Raw genomic sequence first — 23,125 nt, 5'->3', positions numbered from 1 at the left:
TTTGGAAGCTGCTTCTTTATTTCTTAGGAAATAAAATATACCACCGGGAAATAACTGAATTTTACCTCTTATTTAAATATACATTTTATTTGAATTCACTTTCTAAAATAGGCAATTTCCTGTTATTATATGGAGGTGTTTCAAAAAATGAAGAAATGAAAACGCATTTATATCGTGAATTCTTCATCCTGTTTTAGCGATCGGTAATCTTCTACTCTATTAGTGGGGCATTACCGATCGTTAGAACGATATGTAACTATATTGGTATAGCAAACCGAAGGGAGTCTTGTAATGGACATTTTATTAGCGCTTCTTCCTGCAATTGCATGGGGAAACATCTTATTAGTAAGCGTAAAAATGGGCGGTGGTGCATATAGCCAAACGGTAGGTATGACAATCGGTGCTCTATTCTTCGCAACAATTATGTATGTATTTACTCAACCAGCTTTAACAATGACAGTCTTAATTGTTGGGTTTATTTCAGGTTTATTCTGGGCTTTAGGACAAGTAAACCAATTAAAAACAGTTGAAAAACTAGGTGTTTCAACTACCGTAACAATTTCTACTGGTATGCAACTTGTTGCAACTTCTATCTTTGGGGTTATCGCTTTCCGTGAGTGGACTACTACTACAACGATTATTCTGGGAACGATTGCAATCCTATTAATCGTAGTTGGTGTTGTATTCACATCACTAGATGATAAAGAAAATGCTCAGCCACCAGGACAATTGAAAAAAGGACTTCTTACTTTAATTGTTTCTACTTTCGGCTATCTTGTATATGTAATTATTATTCGTTGGTATAATATCGATGGTTGGTCTGCTATTTTACCACAAGCAGTTGGTATGTTTGTTGGTGCGGTTGTACTGACATCTAAACATAAACCATTTAACAAATATGCAATCCGTAATGCTTTATCTGGTTTACTATGGGGAACTGGAAACTTATTCTTACTTCTTTCATTACCACGTGTTGGAGTAGCAACAAGCTTCCCATTATCTCAAACTGGAATCGTTATCTCAACATTCGGTGCGATTGTATTCTTAGGTGAAAAGAAAACAAAACGGCAATTGATCTTTATTGCACTAGGTAGTGTTTTAATTATCGGCGGCGCTGTATTACTTGGTATGACAAAAGCATAATCTTATATTCTATTAGTAAACCCCTGAAGCATATGTACTTCAGGGGTTTTTTAATTCTAATTATTTTCTAGATATAATTATTTGTATGTTCTTGCCCCTTATAATTGCTCTTCCACTCTAGCAAACCAGCTACACATATAAAGAGATTAATAATAGCTAATATTAGCATGACGTATAAACCAGTAGAAATATAAATTACAATGCTAACTACGTTATATAAAATCCATAAATGCCAGTTTTCTAATATTTTTCGACTTAACATAAATTGAGCCACTAGTCCCAATACGGCATTTAAAGCGTCTAAATAAGGACTTGTTGACTCTAAATAACGGACTTGATAATAACCCCAGCCAATCCAAGCAACTAAAATAAAACTTATATAAAAAGTCCACCCTTTCAAATCTAAACGAACTGTTGCTTTTACTTCTCCCTCCCCACTTTGTGCAATCCAATAATACCAACCATATACATTAAATATAAATTGAAAAGCGGCTAATACTGCCATTGCATATAAACCTTGTGTAATAAAAATGTATAGAAATACCGCAACAGTAATCATGCCAAATAAAAAGTTGGATACTTTTTCTCTCGCTAATAACCAAACATTAATGATTCCCATAATTGATGCGAAAATTTCAATATAACTCGATTGAATATACAATCCAACTAATACACAAATAATACTAGAAACAAGTAAAAAAAGTGGACTTCTAACCATATTTATCTCTCCCCAGATGTGTAATAAATTCCCTATCACCAGTATAAGGAATAGCCCTTTCCTTTACCATGAATTTCCTCCTTCTCATTATCCATTCCATCTACGGTAAGTCTTTTCTTTTTACAAAATTCTCTTAAAGATGATATCGTTTTTATAACATATCTCTACTAGAAAGGAATAAAGGATATGCCTAACAAACATCGAATTTTATTTATTGGTGCTGGTCGTATGGCAGAAGCTATATTTTCCGGATTACTTAAAACAAGCAAAGAATACATCGAAGAAATTATCATCTCTAACCGAAGCAACGTAGAAAAGTTAGAACAATTACAAAGGCGATATAATGTGTCTATTACAACGGATTGGAAGCAGCATATTACATCTGTCGATACGGTTGTTTTAGCAATGCCACCTTCTGCTCATGAAGAATTATTAGCTGAGCTATCTCCGTTAATATCAAATCAACTTGTCGTAACAGTAGCAGCTGGCATTGGACCATCTTATTTAGAAGCTAGACTCCCAAAAGGCACACCTGTTGCTTGGATTATGCCTAATACAGCTGCTGAAATTGGAAAGTCTATCTCCTTATATACAATAGGACAATCAGTAACCGAGATGCATCAAGAAACCCTGCAACTGCTTTTAAGAGGTATTGGTACTTCGCAACTTTGTACTGAGGAAGAAGTTCATCAGCTTACTGCAGTTACTGGAAGTGCACCAGCCTTCCTTTATTACTTTGCTGAAAGCTTAATTGAAGCAACAAAAAGTTATGGAGTCGATGAAGAAACCGCAAAACATCTTGTCATTCAAATGATTTCTGGCTCTGCTTCTATGCTCGAGCAAACGCAAAATCCAGCTAACCTCCGCGAACAAGTAACAACGCCAGGTGGTTCTACAGCTGAGGGTCTCAAAACTTTATACGAATATAATTTTTCAGAGACAATTCAAAAAGCAGTAGAAGCAACAAACAAAAAAGCTAGGGGGAAATAATATGATTTTAACAAGTTTAAAAGATTATACAACATTACATAACGGTGTAAAAATGCCTTGGTTTGGTTTAGGTGTTTTTAAAGTAGAAGATGGTTCAGAAGTAATTGATTCTGTAAAAGCAGCAATTAAAAATGGCTACCGCAGCATCGATACTGCAGCAATCTATCAAAATGAAGAAGGCGTTGGACAAGCGATTCGTGAATCCGGTGTTTCACGTGAAGAATTATTTATTACCTCAAAAGTATGGAATAGCGATCAAGGATATGAAACAACACTTCAAGCATTTGAAACTACATTAGAGAAATTAGGTCTAGAATATTTAGATTTATATTTAGTACATTGGCCTGTAAAAGGGAAATATACTGAATCATGGAAAGCATTAGAAAAACTTTATAAAGATGGCCGTGTTCGCGCTATCGGTGTGAGTAATTTCCACATTCACCACTTACAAGACGTATTTGAAATTGCTGAAATTAAGCCAATGGTCAACCAAGTGGAATATCACCCACGTTTAGCACAAGAAGAGCTACATGCATTCTGTAAAGAACATAATATCCAGCTTGAAGCTTGGTCACCATTAATGCAAGGACAACTACTAGATAATCCAACGTTACAAGAAATTGCGACAAAATATAATAAATCAACTGCGCAAATTATTTTACGCTGGGATTTACAAAACGAAGTTGTAACAATCCCTAAATCAATTAAAGAACATCGCATTATTGAAAATGCAAACATCTTCGACTTTGAATTAAGTGCTGATGATATGAAAGCAATTCAAGCTTTAAATGAAGATCGTCGCGTTGGTCCAGATCCAGATAACTTTAACTTCTAGTAGAAAAACCACTGCCATATGCAGTGGTTTTTTTGTTTAAGAAAACTGAAAATTTAAACTATATTTCATTTGGTTGACACTTCATTATTCAAGGTGTAAGATTTTGAATTATCAAAGAAACACAAAAATTAATAAAATTTATTCGTTTACTCATTGTATCAAGAGAGGTGGAGGGACTGGCCCTTTGAAACCTCGGCAGCAGGTTCATTTTGAATACTGTGCCACTTCCTGCAAGCTTTATGCTTGAAAGATAGAATGAGGGACTTCGTTTATATACGGGTGCATAACTTGTACGTAAAAATCCCTCTTTCTCAATATGAAAAGAGGGATTTTTTATTTTTCATTTCCCTCATCATCATCCAAACTTAATTATTTAGGAGGAAAATCAAATGAAAAAGAAGTTTGTACCCGGTATTGCATCAGTTGTAGGAGTAAGTATTTTATTAACTGGTTGCGGTAGTTATAAAAACGAAGCAAGCGGAGCAAATGCAAAAGACGAGGCACCTAGTAAACAGGTTTTAAACTTATCTTCACCTACTGAAATACGAACAATGGATACGGCTCGTGCTACAGATACTGATTCTGGTCAAGTAATGAGAAACGTATTTGAAGGTTTGTATAATCTTGGTGAAGGTAACAAACCTGTTCCTGGTGTTGCAAAATCTCATGAAGTAAGTGGCGATAAAACGAAATACACATTCCATTTGCGAGATTCAAAATGGTCAAACGGCACTCCTGTTACAGCGAAAGATTTTGTGTTCGCTTGGCAACGTGCCGTAGATCCAGCAATAGCCTCTGAATATGCATTTCTATTCTTTGATATTAAAAATGCAACAAAAATTAACAACAAAGAACTTCCAGCCGACCAACTTGGTGTAAAAGCAGTTGATGACCATACGTTTGAGGTAGAATTGGAGCGTCCTGTTCCGTATTTTATTAGCTTAACAGCGTTCCCAACATTTCTACCAATTAACGAGGAATTCTTTAAAGCACAAGGTGATAAGTACGCTTTAGAAGATAATACAATCTTGTACAATGGAGCTTTTACACTAAGCGATTGGAAGCACGAACAAAGCTTTAAATTTAAGAAGAACCCTACCTATTGGGATAAAGATACTGTCAAACTAGAAGAAATCAATTTTAACGTCGTAAAAGAAAAATCAACAGAAGTCAATTTATTCGAGTCAAAACAATTAGACCGTATAAAACTAACATCTGACTTCGTTGATAAATATAAAAAAGATGCCAACTTTAAAGAACGTCCAAACGTAGGCGTACAATTTTTACGTATGAATCAACAAAACAAAGTACTTCAAAACGTTTCTGCACGCCAAGCAATTGATCAAACAATTGATAGAAAATCCTTTGTAAATACGTTATTAAATGATGGCTCTACACCAACATTTGGTCTCGTTCCAAAAAACTTTGCAAAAGGACCTGAAGGAAAAGACTTCCGTACTGCAAACGGCGATTTAACAAAAGTTGATACAAAATCTGCACAAGAATTATGGAAAAAAGCTAAACAAGAGCTTGGTTCTGAAAAGATAACATTAGAATTATTAACGAGTGATGCTGACCTTGATAAGAAAACTGGTGAATTCTTAAAAGGGCAACTAGAAAAGAATCTAGATGGATTAACAGTAAATATAAAACCGCAACCGCGTAAGCAACAAGTTTCGCTTTTATTAAAAGGTGACTACGAAATCGGAATTGACGGCTGGAGCCCTGACTTTGCGGATCCAATTACATTCCTTGAGCTATTTACAACGAATAACCCTTATAACTTAGATCATTACTCTAATAAGGAATTCGATGAAACAATAGCAAAAGTGAAAACAACTTTAGCTGGTGATGAAAAAGCTCGCTGGGAAGCATTACTAGAATCCGAGAAAATATTATTTAAAGACTCTGTTATCGCTCCTCTTTACCAAAAAGGCGAATCTTATTTAGAACGTTCTTATGTGAAAGGAATTGTGCAAGTAGACTTTGCGGGTCAATTAAACTTCAAGTGGGCAAAAATTGAAAAATAAAGTAAAACCGTAATAAGTGGGGGTTCTTCATCCCCACTTATTATTAGCCCACACCAATTGTTTTTTTAGCAAAATATATTAAAAGTAGGTTCTCTCACACAAAAGAATCTACTTTTTTAATATATTATTCTAAGAAATTAACATTCTATTTTTATTATTGACATATAGTTCTTTCCAGTGTTAATATTCTAAATAATCAAAGAAACAAAATATTTCACCATCAAAATATAATGTCTACTAAGTTGAAACATATAACGATAGATTATAGCTCAACATGTATATACATATAGAACACCTGATTACCTATAAACAAATATTTATAATAGGTTCTATCTCCTTCTATAGCTACTTCAAGACATGGACATTATGACGTTACGAACAACACATTTAGGGAGGAACGAACAATGAAGAAAAAAGTTGTACCTGTTGTTGCATCTGTTTTAGGGACAAGTCTATTACTAACTGCTTGCGGGGGAAATAAAGATAATGCCGGCGGAGCGAAAGCAAACGATAAAGTACCTGATAAACAAGCAATTAACTTATCATTCGCTTCAGAAATTCCAACAATGGATGTTGCAAAAGCAACGGATGGGGAATCCATGAATGTAATGCGCAATGTTTTTGAAGGCTTATATGCAATGGGAGAAGATAATAAACCGATTCCTGGTGTTGCTGAGTCGGTTGACATTAGTCCCGATAAAACAAAATATACATTCCATCTGCGTGATTCAAAATGGTCAAACGGTACTCCTGTTACAGCAAAGGACTTCGTCTTTGCTTGGCAACGTGCCGTAAATCCTGATACAGCAGCTGAATACGCATTCTTATTCTTCGATGTACAGAATGCGAAACAAATAAACCAAAAACAATTACCAATTGATCAACTAGGGGTCAAAGCTGTTGATGACAAAACGTTAGAAGTACAACTAGACCGTCCTGTTCCTTACTTCTTAAGCTTAACGACATTCTCAACATTCTTGCCAATTAATGAAGAGTACTTAAAGTCTCAGGGCGATAAATACGGTTTAGAAACAAATCATTTAATTTACAACGGTGCTTTCACATTAGATAACTGGAAACACGAACAAAGTTTCCAATTGAAGAAAAACCCTAACTATTGGGATGCTAAAACGGTAAAATTAGAAGAAATCAACTTCAATGTCGTTAAAGATAAGTCTACAGAAGTGAACTTATATGATTCAGGACAAATTGATCGCGTTGCTTTAACTGCAGAGTTTGTTGATAAATATAAGAGCGATCCAAACTTCAAGGAACGCGCTGAAGTCGGCATTCAATTCTTACGACTAAATCAGAAAAATGAAACATTAAAAAATCAACATGCACGCCTTGCTATTAACGGCGCAATGAATAAAAAGGCTTACGTAGAAACAATTTTAAATAACGGTGCTATTCCAGCTGAAGGAATGATTCCTGCGAAATTTGCAAAGAGTCCAGAAGGCAATGACTTCCGTAAAGAAAATGGAAATCTAGTCAAGGATGATGTGAAAACAGCGAAAGAAAACTGGAAAAAGGCAAAACAAGAACTTGGTACTGACAAAGTAACAATCGAACTATTAACAAGTGACAATGCTTTAGCTAAAAAGACTGGTGAATATTTAAAAGGTGAATTAGAAAAAAACCTAGATGGATTAACAGTGAATTTAAAACCACAACCACGTAAACAACAGTTGAAACTACTATTAAGTGGTGACTATGAAATTGGTATTGACGGCTGGGGCCCTGACTTCGCTGATCCAATTACATTCTTAGATTTATTTACAACAGATAGTGCTTATAACTTCGATAAATACTCTAACAAAGAGTACGATGAGCTAATTCATAAAGTGAAAACAGATTTAGCTGGCGATGAAAAAGCACGCTTTGAAGCAATGAAGCAAGCTGAAAAAATTCTATTACAAGACGGCGCTGTCGCTCCTTTATACCAACAAGGTCGTTCTTACTTACAACGCTCTTTCATTAAAGGACTTGTAACGACTGACTTCGGCGGTGAATTTAACTACAAGTGGACAGAAGTTGCAAAATAACAAAAGTAAAAAGGTATCCTACGAAGGATACCTTTTTACTTTTATACAACTTTAACTACAGAGCTTCTTCTTCCCTTTATCATTCCTTTTATAGCTAAAGTCTTCACTGCTACTAATTGTGTAACCAATACAATGACTAATAATGAAATAATATTTCTCTCTAAACTAACTCCTCCGAATATTATTGTATAATAGCCATTTGCTGCATATGTTACTTGAAATGGTTTGATACGTTTTAGAAAGCATTTCAGTACCTCCCTCACAACTTCAATTTACCATATACATACAAATCATTTTTGATTTAAATTGCGGATTAATCCTTGAAGCTACAAGTCAAAATTTTATTTTCAACACATACATAATTACATGATTTTAGGAAAAACTTGTATAGAACAAATTTACATAAGGAGGAATTTATAATGAGAATTTTACTATCAGTTTTATTAGCTCTTATGCTAGTACCTGCATTAACAGGATGTAAAGCTCCTGCAAAGGAAGACACGACTTCTAATAAAAAGACTACAGAAGAGGCGAAGAATGAAGCCCCTGCTGATTTAAAACTAAATTTCAATGAATTCGATTTAAAGGCAGACTACCAAGATACTAAGAAAGACTACGAAGCAGACTATAAAAATGTAGCAGCTGATAAAAAAATGGAAGCAAAAATTGAAGATCATAAAGCAGATGTAAAATTAACAGGAGATGAGGCTGTCACAAAATTAAGCCCACTTCTACAAGAATTAAAATTTGATAAAGATACTGCTGACCAAGAAGTAATCGATCAAGTAGTGAACGTGTTCAAACTTGATAAAGACTACCAAAAATTCGATTTAGAAGTTGTCTTCTCTGATGGAACGAAAAAAGAATATAAAAGAGAAATAAAATAAAGAAGTAGGCAATTGCCTACTTCTTTATTTTTTAATTTTTGCGTATCTTAGTTCTGGACTAGAACCGATAATGAACTGAACACCAGATACTGATGGTTTTTGTAAATATGAAGCACTTGGGAAAATAATTGGGATTAATGGTGAATCTGTAAACATAATATCTTCCGCTTTATGCAATAAGTCAAAACGCTTATCTTCGTTTTGTTCAACTTTTGCTTCTTTTACTAAAGCGTCAAATTCTTTATTATGCCATTTTGCATAGTTATTCGGACCATCACCTGCATATAAATCTAGTTTAGTAATTGGATCTAATAAAGAGCCGCCCCATCCCATATAAGCTAATTGGAAATCACTTTGCTTGTATGTGTCGATGTAACTCTTCCACTCTTTATTTTCTAATTTAATATCTACGCCAAGATTTTTCTTAAACATTTCTTGCATTGCTTCTGCTACTTTTTTATGTTGTGTATCTGTAGTGAATTTTAATGTTACTTCAGGTAATGTAGACCACCCTTGTTCTTTCATACCTTCTTCTAATAATTTTTTCGCTTCTGATGGATCAAATTTAACGTAACCACCTTTTTCTTTACGGAAATCACGCCCACTTTGTGTTTTTGCTCCTTCTGGAACGAATGCATTTGCTTCTTGTGCATTGTTTTTATACAGTTTTTCAACGATAAATTTACGATCAACCGCTAATGAAAATGCTTTACGTACCTTCGCATTTGTGAAAGGCTCTTTTTCTACGTTAAACGAATAAATATAAGATGAAAATCCTGCAACACGTTTATATTCTTTATTTCCTTTTTCTTTTTCAATCATCTCTTGTGGTAAACCACTTAGTAAATCTAATTCTTTTGATTTAAATAATTGATACGCTGTTTTAGAGTCTGGAATAATACGAAACTCAATTTCTTTTAATGTTACCTTTTTATCGTAGTATTCTTTATTTTTTTGTACTGTAATAGCCTGGTTATGCTTCCACTCTTTTAACTTGAATGGTCCATTCGTAATTAACTCTTTTGGATCTGTTTTTAATTTATTATTATCATCAATCGACTTTTTAGCTAATGGAATAAATAATGAGCTTGCTAATTTCTGTTTAATAGAAGCAACTGGATGTTCAAGAGTTACCTTTAATGTTTGAGGATCAACGACTTGAATACCAACTTGTCCCTCTTCACCTTTTCCAGTATTATATGCCTCTGCCCCTTTAATGAAATACATTTCTGTCGCATTCATAGAACCCGTTTTTGGATTTAATAATCGCTTCCATGCAAATTCAAAATCATTTGCCGTAACAGGAGAACCATCTGACCATTTAATATCTTTCTTCAAATGGATTGTATATTCAGTTCCATCAGCATTTACTTCTTCTTTCTCTGCTAATTCATTTTGATATTTCCCATCACTATCTTGCGTATATAAACTTGAAAACAACTGCCCAATGATATAACCTGACGTGCTATCTGTTGCAATAGCAGAATCAAGTGTGTATGGATCACTACTAATATTCGTTACTAATCGATCTCCTTCTCCCTTACCAGCACTCGCCTTTTGCGTCTCTTTCTTACCGCAAGCGACAGAAGTAATTGCTAAAACAGTCATAATGACAAACAGTAAAAACTTCTTCATCCTACATTCTCCTTTAACCCGAAATTTTTGGTGTTGATGCTAATAATGTTTTTGTATAAGAATGTTGTGGATTACGGAAGACTTCGTCCGTATTTCCAAATTCAACAAGTTCTCCTTTGTATAAGACAGCTACTTTTTCACATAAATAGTGAACCATCGGTAAATCGTGCGCGATGAATAAATATGTATAACCTTGTTCTTTTTGGATTTTTTGCAGCAGATGTACAATTTGAATTTGCAATGAAACATCTAATGCTGAAATTGGTTCATCAAGAATTAATACTTCTGGCTCACACAATAACGCTCTTGCAATAGCAATTCGTTGACGTTGTCCTCCGCTAAATTCGTGCGGATAGCGATCAATATATCGTCTATCTAATCCCACACGTTCTAGCGCATCACCTGCTACTTTATCCTTTAATCCTTTATCACCTAAACCGAATGAAATATAACCTTCCGTTACGCTATCGTGTACTTTCCAGCGCGGATTTAATGCTGCTGTGGAATCTTGAAAAATAAACTGTACTTTCTGTAAGAAATCACGTTTATGAGCTGCCTTCAACTTGTGAACGACTTGACCGTTATAATCAATTTCACCAGACGTTGGGCTCTCAATCCCAGCTATGAGCTTACCAAGTGTTGTTTTTCCTGAACCACTTTCACCAATAATGCCAAGTGTTGTTCCTTTCGGAATAGAAAGTGATATGTCTTTTAACGCTGTGATTTCTTTACTTTTACTTCCGTACGTTTTCATTACTTGCTTTACAGTAATTAAATCTGTCGTCATGAGGCATTCACCTTCTCTTTTGATTTCGCTTTATTATGCTCTAGAACATGTTGCCAACAATGTGAACTATGCTCCTTAGAATATGTTGTTCTCTCTGGGAAACGATGAATACATTCTTTTATCGCTACTGGACAACGATTTACAAAAGGACAACCAAAGCTATTTAATGTTTCAATGGAAGGTGTCGTTCCTTCTATAGCACGTAATACCTTTTCGGAATCATCCATATTCGGAATTGCTTGTAATAAACTTTTCGTATATGGATGTTTAGGAGAACCTATTACCTCCTGTATCGTTCCTTTTTCAACGACACGTCCCCCATACATAACAACTACTCGATCAGCTACTTCACGTACAAGTGCCAAATCATGTGTAATTAATAAAATACTCGTATTTTGTTTTTCTTTTCTTTCTTTTAATAGCCCCATAATTTGTTTCTGAATCGTTACATCTAACGCTGTTGTCGGCTCGTCTGCAATTACAAGCTTTGGATGACAAGCAAACGCAATTGCTAAACAAATACGCTGCCTCATACCTCCGCTTAATTGATGTGGGTACTGTTCAAAGCGTTTCTCTGCTTCATGTATCCCTAAATCTGTTAACAAGTTAATCGCAATTTCCTTTGCTTCTCTTTTCGATTTTTTCTCATGTTGCAAAACTACTTCTGTAATTTGTTTGCCTACCTTCATCGTTGGGTTTAAAGATGAAAGCGGATCTTGAAATATAAAGGAAATATCTTTTCCGCGAATTTGATTCCATTCTGACTCTTGTAAATTCGTTAATTCCTTTGCTTGGAAAGCTATATTTCCATCATCGATATGAATTGATTCTTGATTCAAGCCGATAATGGATTGTGCTGTGACACTTTTTCCTGAACCACTTTCTCCTACAAGTGCAACTATTTCACCTTCGTTAATAGAAAAGGAAACATGTTTCACAATCGCTTGCTTACTATTCTCTTTTTCAACGGCTAACGTTACGTTTTCTAAAGATAAGATTTGTGCCATGTTTTTTCTCCTTTCGATTCCGTTTGACGATTTTTGGATCAATCGCATCTTGCAAACCATCACCAATTGCATTAAATGCGAACATAATGAGTGCAATCATGATTGCCGGGAAAAATAGCTGCCACCATTCTCCGCTCAATAATGTCCCGAGTGCATCATTCGTCATCGTCCCCCAACTTGCCGCTGGTGATTGTACTCCAAGTCCTATAAAGCTTAAAAATGATTCTGAAAAAATAGCTGCTGGAATTGTAAATGATAAATTTACGATAATAATCCCTGTTAAATTCGGAATTAAATGCCCATATATAATTTTCATATGTGATGTACCTAATCGCTCTGCTGCAATAACAAACTCTCGTTGTTTTAAAGACAATACTTGTGCTCGAATGAGACGAGCCATTCCAATCCATCCCGTTAATGCAAGAGCGATAATAATGGTGAAAAGACCTGGTTTCATAACAATTAATAGTAAAATAACAATTAATAAATATGGGATGCCGTATAATACTTCAATTCCTCTTATAATCCACTCATCAATTAACGTTCCAAGGCGATTACGTCCTCTCACATATCCACTAAATCCACCAATCAGTACACCAAGACCTATATCGAGGGCAGCTGCTACTAATCCAACTGTTAGTGAAATCTTCCCACCAGCCCAAGTACGTGCCCAAATATCTCTCCCTAGATCATCTGTTCCAAACCAATGTTCACTACTCGGCGGTAAATTTGTTGCCTCTTTTACTTGTTCACTCGCAGTAAATGAAGTTAAACTTTCGCCAATAAGCGAGAAAACAATAATTAGCAATAACGTCACTGTTCCTAAAACTGCGATTGGATTCGATATAAACTTACGAAACACTTCTTTCTTTCTGCTAATCTTTTGCTGATCTTTATTTATCGTTAATTCTTTTTTCTCTTCTTTCGTTAATAACTGTTCATTAATCTCATAAGCCCCCATTTAAATATCCCCCCTCCTTATGTAATAGAACGAATACGCGGATCAACAATGCGATGAATAATATCTGTAATGAAAATACAAGCAATTAATAATGCACTATAGAAAATCGTTGTTCCCATAATCACCGGATAGTCTCGGTTAAAAATACTATCTACAAAATATTTTCCTAGGCCAGGAATTGAAAAGATTTTTTCAATAACGAAAGTCCCTGTTAAGAGTCCAGCCATTAACGGTCCAACAAATGTAAGTACTGGAACAATCGCATTTCGAAGAGCGTGCCTTATAATAATCTTCTTAATTGGTATACCTTTTGCTCTTGCTAGCTTAATATAATCACTCTGCAGTACTTCGATCATATTAGAACGAACAAACCTTGTAATAACTGCGATTGGCCCTAACGCTAACGCAAAGGATGGCAATACCGTATGTTCGAATGTTCCCCAAGAGGCTACTGGTAAAAACTCAAATTGGATAGCGAATACTTGTATAAATAGTGGCGCTAAAATAAAACTTGGAATAGAAATACCTAAAATTGCGAGCAAACTCACACTATAGTCAATTACTCTCCCATGATAGAGAGCAGCAAATGTCCCTGCCGCAATTCCTACTAACAATGAAATAACAAGTGCTTGTAGACCAATAATTGCTGATGGACCAAAGCCAGTTGTTATAATTTCTGATACACCTTGCCCGGTTGATTGAACAGATTCACCAAAATCAAAATGAACTACACCGTCTAAATAAGCAACATATTGATTCCATAACGGTTCATCAAGGTGATACTTCGCTCTCATGTTTTGGATCACTTCTTCAGGAAAGATTTTTGCATCTGATGAAAATGGATCTCCCGGAATAATATGCATAATTAGAAATGTCACTGTCGTAATAACCCATAGTGTAAACACCATAACCGATAATTTTTTAATTACATACACTTCAATAACCCCCTAAACGCATGAATTTACTTTGTTTTATGGATGTACTTTTCCATTACTTCCTTTTCTCTTTTTAGAATACAAAAAGCCTTGATCTTAAAAAATAAGATCAAGGCTTAACAAACAAAGGCCCATCACTTATCTTTCAAGACTTGCTTGCTGGAATTAGCACGGTGTTCCTATTACAGAACCCGCTGCTGAGGTGTCATAGGGCCAGTCCCTCTACCTCTCTGGATAAGTAAATTGCTATATTATTATTTGGTTCAAATTGTATATTTCGAATTATAATTCTGAAAAATTGAAAAGTCAATCAAATTGGATAAATTTAGAAAAATCAGTTTTTAATTCATTTATCGAAATTACAGTTTTCGGCTTATAATAAAAAGAAATAATGTTAAAGGAGTTATAAGATGGACCCCTTACTTCTTGGTACTATAGGATTACCCTTAACAATCGTTATACTTGTCATCATCGGCTCCTATAAACTCTTTATTAAAAAGAAACGTATTACTTCTTTTTATACTCCTTTCGATAATATTACCGGGCAAACTATTTCCGAATTTCACGAAGAACAGAAAATATTAGTATCTGAGGATGAAGACGGAGATGGCAAGAAGAAAAAATAACCCTGCACAGGCAAGGTTATTTTTTCGTTTCTGCTTGAAAACGTTTATAGTATGTCGATGCTGTTGCAAAATTAATTTCTATATCACGAATCAACGATGAATCTTCTTCTTTAGCTAACTTCTGTAATTTTTTCATCGCTTGTTCTGATTCATTCAAGAAACCAATATATACCTCATGTTCTTGCTCTTTCGACTTCGGAACACGAATTTCTTTACGTATATGATCAATATCTTCTAACATGCTCGTTGTTACCTTTTGCACGTCTTCTTTATATGTAGCATTCGTTATTTCCTTACCGCCCTTTTCTTTTGCCACTTCAAATAACTGCAGTGCTTTATTAATTTCTTTATTCATTTTTATATCGTATTTTTCATGTACTGCAAGGTATTCTTTCATCTCTTCTGTTTGTTCAGTAGATTGCTCTACCTTTTCTTTCGGTTCTTTCGTATCTTTATTTCCATTACATCCTGCTAGAAGGATCATACTTCCCATTACAGCAATACCCAAAACCTTCTTCATCTCTTCTTCTCCTTTTATCTACAGCTATTACTCATTATAGTTTCTTTTATCTCCACTTGTTATTATACCGAGAACGCCCTACTTTTTACACTTAAGACGACATCGTAATATATATACCAACATGTTTGTCACAGTATCGTCACTTTATACAAATAACTTTTGCAATGCTTTACTACATCACCTTACAAAACTGTAAGCACACATAAAGAACAAACCATGCTAGACTTACATATGCATAACGCAAACATATGTAAGGTTTTAAGGAGAATCATCTATGTACAACACAATGCCTTTTATGGGAGAAGATATTCGTGTCCTTATTCGCGAAAAATCACTTCATATCGAAAATACAGAGAGCCTTCGCCGCGTATTAAAGAAGAAGCATGCTCCATTTAAGTTAGCTCAATATTTAAAACAACAACATACAAATCAATTTCATACCGTGCTAAATATATCGGATAAATCATTAACAATCGAAATCATCGGTCATGTCTACATTGGAAACTTTGCAGATACCTTAAAGGAAATCCCACGTATACCGAAGATTGCTCCTATTATCGTTAAAAAAGCGTATAAAATTACTGACCATACCGATATTATCGACTGTGGGGAAAAAGAAGTCGATAGTAATCGCTGGGTGTGGGATAAACTTGCTGTTTTATATGATACGATCATGAATAATATGTATGAGGTATTTCAAAGAAATGAAAAAAAGAACTGATTCAAACATTCCCTTTGAATCAGTTCTTTTTTGTTAAGCCTCTAAATTTTGTCTTTGTTGCAGTTCAAACTGCTTCTCACTTCTTCTGGCCATAAATAGATAACATAATACTGCTCCTACTTCACAAAGCGCAATAACAACACCCATCGGTAACGCTGTATTACTCCCACCAATACCTACTAGCGGAGCGACAAGCGCTCCTGAAATGAACTGTAATAAGCCTAATAAAGCTGACGCTGTTCCTGCAGCTTGCTTCTGATTTCTCATCGCTAATGAGAACCCAGTTGTTGATACAACCCCGACACTTGATACAACAAGGAATAACGAACATAAAACACCGATTAAACCTATTCCTAGTACGATTGTCAGTAGTAAAGATAGGCCACCAACAGCTGCGATAATAATACCAGCAACAAATAATGTCTTCTCATTTACTTTCCCCGCTAAACGACCCGTTACCTGACTAGCAATAATAATACCGATGCCGTTAATCGCAAAGAATAAACTAAATTGCTGTGGTGATGCTCCGTATATGTTCTGCAACACAAATGGTGAGCCCGAAATGTATGCAAACATTGCCGCTGTTACTAATCCTTGTGACAACGCATATCCCATAAACAGACGGTCCTTTAACAATTTTCCGTACGTCGCCAAAGTCCCTGACAAACCACCCGTTTCTCTTTCTTCAGGAGGTAATGTTTCACGCAATACAAAAGTAGCTGAGATTAACATGAATACGCTAATTGCTCCAAGAACGATGAAAACACCGCGCCACGTTGTAAACTGTAATAATTGCCCCCCAATAATCGGTGCCAAAATAGGTGCTGCTCCGTTTACTAACATAAGCAGTGAGAAAAACTTCGTCATTTCAGAACCTGAGTACATATCACGTACCATTGCACGTGATATAACAATCCCGGCTGATCCTGAAGCTCCTTGTAGGAAGCGCAATAATACTAATGTCCAAATAGATGGCGCAACAGCACAAAGTAAAGAAGAAGCAACATAAATAATAAGAGCAATAATAAGTGGTTTGCGTCTTCCGTAAATATCGCTAATTGAGCCAACAAATAATTGTCCTACTGACAGCCCAAGCAAACAAGCTGTTAATGTAAGCTGCGCTAGGGATGCACCTGTTTGCAAATCATCCGTTAACTTCGGTAATGAAGGCAAATACATATCAATAGATAATGGCCCAATCGCCGTAAGTGTTCCTAATACAAGAATCATCCATAACCTGTTTGCCTTTACAGGTTTATATATTTCGTGATTAACTTCATTCACTTTTTCAATTCACCCTTTCCTATACACACTGAATCGTAACAATTATAGTTACATCATAAACATACGTCAAGTACAGCGCATTTTCCTCTTTCATAATGTAAAAAAAAGCGATAGAAATTCTATCGCTTTACTTTTTCACATTGCTATTCGCAAATTTAGATACCGAGGCCATCGTCTCTCCTGTATCTAAATATGTAATTTGAATTGGGTCTCCTACTTCTGTAAACATAGCATACGGGAATTTCTTCACTGGTATCATAAATACCTTTTGTTCATTCTCTAAAAGTACGTACACGATTGTATTTTCACCTGATTTCTCTTTATATACACGTTGTACAATACCTTCTTTTTGCGCTTCTTTTCCTGTTGAGGTTGGTCTAAAGGTATCACCATTACCGCTCATTACGTTTTTATAATTCTCAAGCGCTTCTTTCTGCGTCGAACCTGTCGCAAATATTTTTGCATTAGCAGCATATACAACTGTATGTGCACGTACTAGGCCTCCGTCATCAACAACCGGAATAATCCAAGCTGGTTTTCCGTATACGTTATAAATGACAGGCATTGTCCCATGCCATTTCTCTCTCTTAAAGGAATTATCCACTACTTCTGTAGCTGCTGAACCATCCATAATCCCCTTCACTTCTTTTCCATTATAGTAATATAGCTTGCCTGTGCGTGCATCTACTAATGAATAGCCTAGGGCTGAATCTACTCCTTCTTTTGGAGAAGTAAAGTCTGTAAAATAATACAGTGTTCCATCTTTACCAAAGATCGGGGTCACGCCTTCTTTCGTTCCCCACTCAGTCGGAATTTTCATATCTGTTTGTGAGAATTTCGTATTCCAAAATCCGTGAATATATTTACCAAAGTACGTATTTAACGTAGATGCAGTCTCATGATTTAATACACCATCAACAAATTTAGGTGCCTTTCCTTTATCATATCTTTTCACTTCACCTGTTTGTGCATCTACTACGACAACACCTTCTACCTCAAATCCAGATCTTCCTGAAATAAATTCACCATACGTCATTGTATAATATGGTTTTCCTTTATCATCAACCTCAAATTTAGGTTTTCCTTTAAAGATTAAATTTGGTTCTGCTTGCCTTACCACACGCTCTAAATTATTACCAAAAAACATGCTTGGCACATATTTCATTTTATAACCGAGGTGCAGTTTCGCTTCCGCATCAGGATTCGTACCTGACATCGTTACATACCCTGGAATTGTCTCAGCTTTACGCGCTTTAAAAAATCCTGAAACTTCAATCGGCGCTACATATAAAGCTTCACCGTTTACCATTTGTGGCGTTAATTCTCCTAGCTCAAAATAAGCTACTTTCGGAATATCACCAAATACTTTTTTCATCTTATTCTCCGCTGTCTTTGGCGGCACTGTAAACGGCTGATCATTTTCAGTAAATGGCTCTGAAATATCTTTCTCTATCTTAACAACAGAATCATATTTCTTTTGCGAGATTACTATATCGTGCAAATAACCAAAGTAGCCGTAACTTGCGAGTAAAATAAACATTAGAAGTCCTTTTAATGTACCTTCTAATTTCCCTATTTGATCTTGTGAAAATAAAACAAGCCCAATTAAAATTGCTACTGCAACAGAATAATGAGTAAGAATCGAGTCTACTCGATCATCAATTAGCCAAAAGTATTCATAGATTGCAATACCTATCCAAAATAAAACAGGAATAACTAAAATAGATGATTTCTTACCCTTTATAACCTTCTTATCTCCCTTCTTATCCACTGCTCGAAGCTTACTACTACTTCTTGTCCATGGAATCAAAAACAAAGTAAGAATAGCTAAAACTACAAATTTCATCAAAGGCACTGTCCCCTTTTCTTTTGTATTCCCTTTTAGTATAACAAATAAAGGGTATTAAGGTGAAAATAGGAATAGTTATATTTTTTTACTACTTAATACAATCCCGCTCACTACATATAGAATAGATGCAATATAAAAAATTGTACCGATCGTAAAGAAATCTACTAAATATCCCGTGGCAATAACCGCTACTGCTCCGCCAATGGATGTCCACACATGGTATTTTCCAATCTCATAACCAGCCTTTTCCTGCGCAACCTTTCGTGCTAATGAAGTCTTCTCAGTATTACGCTGCACAGCACCTAAAACTCCCATTACAATTTGAAGAATATACACATGCCATACTTCCGTGGCAATCGGAAAGCAAAGCATTAAGATTGCCATGGACCAAGCGTATATGATTAATAATTTTTTATCACCTACTTGATCAGATACCTTTCCCACTAGTGGATATACAAGTGCTGATGTTAAAGCAAATAAGCCATACGCCCAGCCAAATTGCGAGAAGCTATTTCCAACGTTTCGAAGTAATAATATATAAAAAGGAAATACCATACTTCCTGCCATCATGATAATACTTTGCGAAGCCACAAATCTTCTATATGTCATTTCGTATACTCCCTATAAAATAAATTAACAAATCTCTCTTCTGAATCTACTTCCTTCTTTTTCTTGAGAAATCCTTCAATACGAGGATATGCCCTTTTTAACTGCTCTTTCGTTGGATAAGAATAGTACGGCAAATAGTAACTACCGTTATGCTTTAAAGTAACATCAATCATCTTCCGAATGACATCCTCTGTTTTCTTTATCTCACTCTCTGAGCGTCCCTGGTTAATCAAAAGAACCAGCGCAAACATATCATCTTTCGCATAGGACAAAACTGCATTTTCATTCTTTTCCACGTAACGAATCGTAATGTTGAGTAAATTAAACTCTTCTTCATTTAATGCGTTACGTAAATCATCTATATACTCCGTGAAAGCATCTATAGGCACAAAGTATTCTTGTAACACTTCGGTCCTATTTGGATTTTCATATTCCATAAAAGCACTATCTGATCTCATAACATTATTACGCGTCTCATACTTTCCATCTGTACGTTCAAAATAACCTCTTTGTATATCCCAAAATGTATTCTTTCCCCAATCACTATAACGTGATAACCCAAGTAAAAATTTAGGTGCAGCTATAATATTTTCTTCCTTTAATTCACTGTACTCTTCTCTCATATTTTGATTTTGTGCCAAAGTATAATCCGTCACATACATCTCTTTTAAAAATGAATTTGGAGCAACAGAAATACGCGCTAAGTGCATACGAACATTCTCATCTCTTTTCACTTTCTCTTTGAAATAAGATGCGTATTCTTTATAATCTATCATTCTCGTGTGCATTTCATATAATTCATCATCTGTTAACTTCAGCGTCACATCTAAAATAACTCCAAATAAACCGTAACCCCCAATGACATATGGAAATAACTCTGCATTTTCTTCTCTACTTACATTACGTACCGTGCCATCTGCCATTAACAATCTAAATGAATCTACTGTATCAATTAGTGCCTCATGACGAATATCACGCCCATGTACATTTACACTTAATGAACCACCAACAGTAAAAATATTTTGAGACTGCATGACCTGTACCGCAAGGCCATATGGATTTATTTTCTTCTGAATATCATTCCACGTGACACCACTTTGAACTGTAATACGCTTCTTCTCTGGATCGAATTCTAATATTTTATTATATCCTTTCATATCGAGCATCGTGCCATTCGGATAATATGTCTGTCCTCCTTGGCTATGTTGCATGCCTGCAATGGAAATTTTCTCTCCTGAAACTTTTGCATCTCGCACTAATTTTATTAACGAGTGCTCTTCCGTAGCACTTTCAACACGTTTTATTTTTGTCGGAAGCAATTTACCTACATCACTCATAATAGGATGATCAATTTGTTTTTTATACGTATGTACAGACGTTGCAAGCAAAACCGTATATGCGACAATGACCACTACTATCTTTCTTTTTTTCAAAGGACACTCTCCTTATTAGCAACAAAAAGAGATACCCGTTCTTTCAGGTACCTCTCTTGACAGTGATTACTTTGCTGCTGGCAATTGTATTGGATCAAATTTATCATACGATGTAAACTTCGCATCCGTAATAATGTGCGCTTTATCCTCACCATTGCTACTCATAACCATATCTATCTTTGCTGATTCATATTTAAAATCTTTTGTAATAATATATTCTCCATCTATTTCTTCTATCTTTGCATTTTGGCCTTGTAGCATTTGTTTCTGCTTTTCATCCATACTAGCTAACATACTATCTGTCTCTTGCCCTTTTAATGCAAACTTCAGCTTATAATTATCTCCACTTTTCTCCATCTTCACTTTATTTAAAATTTCCGATGGAATCTCTAAATTATCTACCATTCCTTGAGTTGCATTCATTCCGTTAGCATTTAATTGTTCCTCTGGTACAGACATCACTTCACCCGTATTAGGATTTTTCAACTGACCAGCAATTTTGCCACCCACATCATAAACAACAACCTCTGTACCAGAAACATTCATTTCAGAACGAGAATTTTTTTGCTTCGGCTCTAATTGCATTTTGGCCTTTATTACATTCATCTCTGTTCCTTCAGCCTTTATTCCCACATCATATGTCATCGTTACATTTTCTTCGTTTTTAAAAGCTTCATTCGCTTTATTGAAAACATCCTTCGCTGTTAATTCCTTTTCTTTCTGCACAGCTTCTTTTTTCGGCTCATCAGTCTTTTTTGTTTTCTCATTACTACACCCTACTCCTAGACCGACTGCAAGTACTAAACTTGAAATTAAAATAAATTTTTTCATAACGTCCCCTCCTTCCCAAAAATAATATCATCTCTTTTCCTATGAAATCTATATAATTCGTAATATTCTTCTTTAAATTTATTTCCTATATAGCAACATGTTTGAGAAAAAGTTTAAATATGATGTAAATAATAACAACTCATTTCAGGAGGTCATTATGAAAGCTATTATTTGCACAAAGTATGGACCACCTAATGTTCTCCAGCTTCAAAATATAGAAAAGCCTAAACCTAAGAAAAATGAAGTATTAGTTAAAATTCACGCAACAAGTGTATCGACTGGAGATTGTAGAATACGTGGCTTTAATAGCCCCCTCTTATTTTGGATTCCTATGCGGATCATATTAGGTTTCAGAAAACCGAGAAAACCTATACTTGGCGTAGAGTTGTCCGGTGAAATCGAAGACATTGGATCAGATGTAACACAATTTAAAAAAGGAGATCCAGTTTTTGCATTAACAGAACTAAACCTTGGTGGTTATGCGGAATACACATGCGTGCATGAAAGTGGATTAATAGCATTAAAACCTACCAATGTGACATATGAAGAAGCTGCCGTTATTCCTTTTGGCGGAACTTCAGCATTGCACTTCCTTAGAAAAGGACAGATAAAAAAAGGGCAACGAGTACTTATATACGGCGCCTCTGGTTCAGTAGGGACAGCTGCCGTACAACTTGCGAAATACTTCGGGGCGACTGTCACAGCCATTTGCAGTAGTTCGAATTTCGATTTAGTAACAGCTTTAGGGGCAGACAACGTAATTGATTATATGAAAGAAGATTTTACTAAGCGGGGCGAGCACTATGATATTATATTTGATGCAGTTGGAAAATATAATAAGTCTCTTTGTACAGATGCATTAATGCCTAATGGAAAATATGTATCTGTGAACGGAATGATGGCAAAAGTCAGTAAAGAAGATATGAACCTACTAAAACAACTAGCTGAAACAGAAAAGCTAAAGCCTGTTATTGATAGAACTTACCGATTAGAAGAAATTGCTGAAGCTCATATATATGTAGAAAAAGGACATAAAAAGGGGAACGTTTCGATTACCTTAAAATAAAATATATTCTGAAAATATCATTGACAATTCTTTTTGTACGATTTACTATTAGTACCATATTCAAAACTACATACACATACTCTTATCAAGAGTGGCGGAGGGACTGGCCCGATGATGCCCGGCAACCGAGCTTATGACGTATAAGCTAAGGTGCTAATTCCTGCAAAACGAGTTTTCGTTTTGGAAGATAAGAGAGGAATCTATTTCGTCTAT

The 23,125-nt window shown here is 35.4% G+C and carries 21 protein-coding genes, 1 pseudogene and 3 riboswitches; of the genes and pseudogenes, 9 read left to right on the top strand and 13 right to left on the bottom strand.

Annotation, left to right across the window (positions count from 1 at the left end; translation table 11 throughout):
• Window positions 1–291 precede the first annotated feature (291 nt).
• Window positions 292–1,143 carry a GRP family sugar transporter gene (locus MRP26_RS28455; RefSeq protein WP_000353546.1) on the top strand — a complete coding sequence of 284 codons (852 nt, stop codon included), beginning with the start codon at window positions 292–294 and terminating at the stop codon, window positions 1,141–1,143.
• Between the two features lie 67 nt (window positions 1,144–1,210).
• Here the strand turns inward: MRP26_RS28455 and pnuC are convergent, their stop codons facing one another.
• Window positions 1,211–1,861: a nicotinamide riboside transporter PnuC gene (gene pnuC / locus MRP26_RS28450; RefSeq protein ID WP_089170283.1), complete on the bottom strand. Its 651-nt coding sequence runs from the start codon at window positions 1,859–1,861 to the stop codon at window positions 1,211–1,213.
• 186 nt (window positions 1,862–2,047) lie between these two features.
• Here pnuC and proC point away from each other — a divergent pair, with 186 nt between their 5' ends.
• The 4 genes from proC (at window position 2,048) to MRP26_RS28430 (ending at window position 7,761) form a co-directional block, all read left to right on the top strand.
• Window positions 2,048–2,851 (top strand): pyrroline-5-carboxylate reductase, encoded by an 804-nt coding sequence (proC, locus tag MRP26_RS28445; protein ID WP_095689895.1) that lies wholly within the window; start codon window positions 2,048–2,050, stop codon window positions 2,849–2,851.
• A gap of 1 nt (window position 2,852) precedes the next feature.
• Window positions 2,853–3,686 (top strand): aldo/keto reductase, encoded by an 834-nt coding sequence (locus MRP26_RS28440; RefSeq protein ID WP_000604196.1) that lies wholly within the window; start codon window positions 2,853–2,855, stop codon window positions 3,684–3,686.
• A gap of 152 nt (window positions 3,687–3,838) precedes the next feature.
• A riboswitch (SAM riboswitch) is annotated at window positions 3,839–3,943 on the top strand.
• A gap of 132 nt (window positions 3,944–4,075) precedes the next feature.
• Window positions 4,076–5,716, top strand: coding sequence for a peptide ABC transporter substrate-binding protein (locus MRP26_RS28435; protein WP_242807368.1), 1,641 nt, complete (start codon window positions 4,076–4,078; stop codon window positions 5,714–5,716).
• A 404-nt stretch (window positions 5,717–6,120) separates the two neighbouring features.
• Window positions 6,121–7,761 carry a peptide ABC transporter substrate-binding protein gene (locus tag MRP26_RS28430; RefSeq protein ID WP_242807366.1) on the top strand — a complete coding sequence of 547 codons (1,641 nt, stop codon included), beginning with the start codon at window positions 6,121–6,123 and terminating at the stop codon, window positions 7,759–7,761.
• Between the two features lie 41 nt (window positions 7,762–7,802).
• On the opposite strand, the pseudogene MRP26_RS28425 reads toward MRP26_RS28430, so the two are convergent.
• Window positions 7,803–8,007: pseudogene (locus tag MRP26_RS28425) on the bottom strand (hypothetical protein).
• A gap of 173 nt (window positions 8,008–8,180) precedes the next feature.
• Between MRP26_RS28425 and MRP26_RS28420 the strand changes: the two are divergent.
• Window positions 8,181–8,648: a YusW family protein gene (locus MRP26_RS28420; protein ID WP_197242014.1), complete on the top strand. Its 468-nt coding sequence runs from the start codon at window positions 8,181–8,183 to the stop codon at window positions 8,646–8,648.
• Window positions 8,649–8,672: 24 nt separating this feature from the next.
• Here MRP26_RS28420 and MRP26_RS28415 read toward each other — a convergent pair whose 3' ends face one another.
• Genes MRP26_RS28415 through MRP26_RS28395 form a run of 5 tightly spaced genes read right to left on the bottom strand, consistent with a single transcriptional unit; the run spans window position 8,673 to window position 13,973 of the window.
• Complete coding sequence (locus MRP26_RS28415) at window positions 8,673–10,283, bottom strand: peptide ABC transporter substrate-binding protein (RefSeq protein WP_197242015.1); 1,611 nt, start codon at window positions 10,281–10,283, stop codon at window positions 8,673–8,675.
• Between the two features lie 13 nt (window positions 10,284–10,296).
• Entirely contained in the window at window positions 10,297–11,070 is a 774-nt protein-coding gene (locus MRP26_RS28410) for an ABC transporter ATP-binding protein (protein WP_197242016.1), read from the bottom strand.
• Window positions 11,067–12,077, bottom strand: coding sequence for an ABC transporter ATP-binding protein (locus MRP26_RS28405; RefSeq protein ID WP_000057270.1), 1,011 nt, complete (start codon window positions 12,075–12,077; stop codon window positions 11,067–11,069). The genes MRP26_RS28410 and MRP26_RS28405 overlap by 4 nt, the downstream gene beginning before the upstream one ends.
• Window positions 12,034–13,038 (bottom strand): ABC transporter permease, encoded by a 1,005-nt coding sequence (locus MRP26_RS28400; protein WP_053565433.1) that lies wholly within the window; start codon window positions 13,036–13,038, stop codon window positions 12,034–12,036. Before MRP26_RS28400 ends, MRP26_RS28405 begins: the two co-directional genes overlap by 44 nt.
• Before the next feature lie 17 nt (window positions 13,039–13,055).
• Complete coding sequence (locus MRP26_RS28395) at window positions 13,056–13,973, bottom strand: ABC transporter permease (RefSeq protein ID WP_000289326.1); 918 nt, start codon at window positions 13,971–13,973, stop codon at window positions 13,056–13,058.
• Between the two features lie 135 nt (window positions 13,974–14,108).
• Window positions 14,109–14,214, bottom strand: a riboswitch (SAM riboswitch).
• Window positions 14,215–14,383: 169 nt separating this feature from the next.
• Here MRP26_RS28395 and MRP26_RS28390 point away from each other — a divergent pair.
• Window positions 14,384–14,599, top strand: coding sequence for a DUF3951 domain-containing protein (locus MRP26_RS28390; protein WP_088025488.1), 216 nt, complete (start codon window positions 14,384–14,386; stop codon window positions 14,597–14,599).
• A gap of 16 nt (window positions 14,600–14,615) precedes the next feature.
• Here the strand turns inward: MRP26_RS28390 and MRP26_RS28385 are convergent, their stop codons facing one another.
• Complete coding sequence (locus MRP26_RS28385) at window positions 14,616–15,119, bottom strand: hypothetical protein (protein WP_000756522.1); 504 nt, start codon at window positions 15,117–15,119, stop codon at window positions 14,616–14,618.
• Window positions 15,120–15,393: 274 nt separating this feature from the next.
• On the opposite strand from MRP26_RS28385, the gene MRP26_RS28380 reads away from it, so the two are divergent.
• Window positions 15,394–15,840 (top strand): hypothetical protein, encoded by a 447-nt coding sequence (locus MRP26_RS28380; protein WP_000282869.1) that lies wholly within the window; start codon window positions 15,394–15,396, stop codon window positions 15,838–15,840.
• A gap of 33 nt (window positions 15,841–15,873) precedes the next feature.
• Here the strand turns inward: MRP26_RS28380 and MRP26_RS28375 are convergent, their stop codons facing one another.
• The 5 genes from MRP26_RS28375 to MRP26_RS28355 all read right to left on the bottom strand — a co-directional run bounded on the left by MRP26_RS28375 (window position 15,874) and on the right by MRP26_RS28355 (window position 21,846).
• Window positions 15,874–17,133, bottom strand: a complete 1,260-nt coding sequence (locus MRP26_RS28375; protein ID WP_223266695.1) for a multidrug effflux MFS transporter — start codon at window positions 17,131–17,133, stop codon at window positions 15,874–15,876.
• A 118-nt stretch (window positions 17,134–17,251) separates the two neighbouring features.
• Window positions 17,252–18,970, bottom strand: coding sequence for a DUF3981 domain-containing protein (locus MRP26_RS28370; RefSeq protein ID WP_197242018.1), 1,719 nt, complete (start codon window positions 18,968–18,970; stop codon window positions 17,252–17,254).
• A 78-nt stretch (window positions 18,971–19,048) separates the two neighbouring features.
• Entirely contained in the window at window positions 19,049–19,582 is a 534-nt protein-coding gene (locus tag MRP26_RS28365; protein ID WP_000222367.1) for an MFS transporter, read from the bottom strand.
• Window positions 19,579–21,015, bottom strand: coding sequence for an FAD-binding oxidoreductase (locus MRP26_RS28360; RefSeq protein WP_242807364.1), 1,437 nt, complete (start codon window positions 21,013–21,015; stop codon window positions 19,579–19,581). Before MRP26_RS28360 ends, MRP26_RS28365 begins: the two co-directional genes overlap by 4 nt.
• 66 nt (window positions 21,016–21,081) lie before the next feature.
• Complete coding sequence (locus MRP26_RS28355) at window positions 21,082–21,846, bottom strand: DUF6612 family protein (RefSeq protein WP_064531587.1); 765 nt, start codon at window positions 21,844–21,846, stop codon at window positions 21,082–21,084.
• A 157-nt stretch (window positions 21,847–22,003) separates the two neighbouring features.
• On the opposite strand from MRP26_RS28355, the gene MRP26_RS28350 reads away from it, so the two are divergent.
• Entirely contained in the window at window positions 22,004–22,912 is a 909-nt protein-coding gene (locus MRP26_RS28350) for an NAD(P)-dependent alcohol dehydrogenase (RefSeq protein WP_053565437.1), read from the top strand.
• A gap of 79 nt (window positions 22,913–22,991) precedes the next feature.
• A riboswitch (SAM riboswitch) is annotated at window positions 22,992–23,106 on the top strand.
• Window positions 23,107–23,125: the final 19 nt, after the last annotated feature.

Origin of the sequence: Bacillus sp. CCB-MMP212 (genome assembly GCF_022748145.1) — a bacterium.
GTDB classification, from domain to species: Bacteria; Bacillota; Bacilli; order Bacillales; family Bacillaceae_G; genus Bacillus_A; species Bacillus_A cereus.
This window is presented reverse-complemented; position numbering and strand designations above follow the sequence as displayed.

Coding starts and splice junctions, on each gene's coding strand:
- MRP26_RS28455 (WP_000353546.1), top strand. CDS start 292: ATGGACATTTTATTAGCGCTTCTTCCTGCAATTGCATGGGGAAACATC.
- pnuC (WP_089170283.1), bottom strand. CDS start 1,861: ATGGTTAGAAGTCCACTTTTTTTACTTGTTTCTAGTATTATTTGTGTA.
- proC (WP_095689895.1), top strand. CDS start 2,048: ATGCCTAACAAACATCGAATTTTATTTATTGGTGCTGGTCGTATGGCA.
- MRP26_RS28440 (WP_000604196.1), top strand. CDS start 2,853: ATGATTTTAACAAGTTTAAAAGATTATACAACATTACATAACGGTGTA.
- MRP26_RS28435 (WP_242807368.1), top strand. CDS start 4,076: ATGAAAAAGAAGTTTGTACCCGGTATTGCATCAGTTGTAGGAGTAAGT.
- MRP26_RS28430 (WP_242807366.1), top strand. CDS start 6,121: ATGAAGAAAAAAGTTGTACCTGTTGTTGCATCTGTTTTAGGGACAAGT.
- MRP26_RS28420 (WP_197242014.1), top strand. CDS start 8,181: ATGAGAATTTTACTATCAGTTTTATTAGCTCTTATGCTAGTACCTGCA.
- MRP26_RS28415 (WP_197242015.1), bottom strand. CDS start 10,283: ATGAAGAAGTTTTTACTGTTTGTCATTATGACTGTTTTAGCAATTACT.
- MRP26_RS28410 (WP_197242016.1), bottom strand. CDS start 11,070: ATGACGACAGATTTAATTACTGTAAAGCAAGTAATGAAAACGTACGGA.
- MRP26_RS28405 (WP_000057270.1), bottom strand. CDS start 12,077: ATGGCACAAATCTTATCTTTAGAAAACGTAACGTTAGCCGTTGAAAAA.
- MRP26_RS28400 (WP_053565433.1), bottom strand. CDS start 13,038: ATGGGGGCTTATGAGATTAATGAACAGTTATTAACGAAAGAAGAGAAA.
- MRP26_RS28390 (WP_088025488.1), top strand. CDS start 14,384: ATGGACCCCTTACTTCTTGGTACTATAGGATTACCCTTAACAATCGTT.
- MRP26_RS28385 (WP_000756522.1), bottom strand. CDS start 15,119: ATGAAGAAGGTTTTGGGTATTGCTGTAATGGGAAGTATGATCCTTCTA.
- MRP26_RS28380 (WP_000282869.1), top strand. CDS start 15,394: ATGTACAACACAATGCCTTTTATGGGAGAAGATATTCGTGTCCTTATT.
- MRP26_RS28370 (WP_197242018.1), bottom strand. CDS start 18,970: ATGAAATTTGTAGTTTTAGCTATTCTTACTTTGTTTTTGATTCCATGG.
- MRP26_RS28365 (WP_000222367.1), bottom strand. CDS start 19,582: ATGACATATAGAAGATTTGTGGCTTCGCAAAGTATTATCATGATGGCA.
- MRP26_RS28355 (WP_064531587.1), bottom strand. CDS start 21,846: ATGAAAAAATTTATTTTAATTTCAAGTTTAGTACTTGCAGTCGGTCTA.
- MRP26_RS28350 (WP_053565437.1), top strand. CDS start 22,004: ATGAAAGCTATTATTTGCACAAAGTATGGACCACCTAATGTTCTCCAG.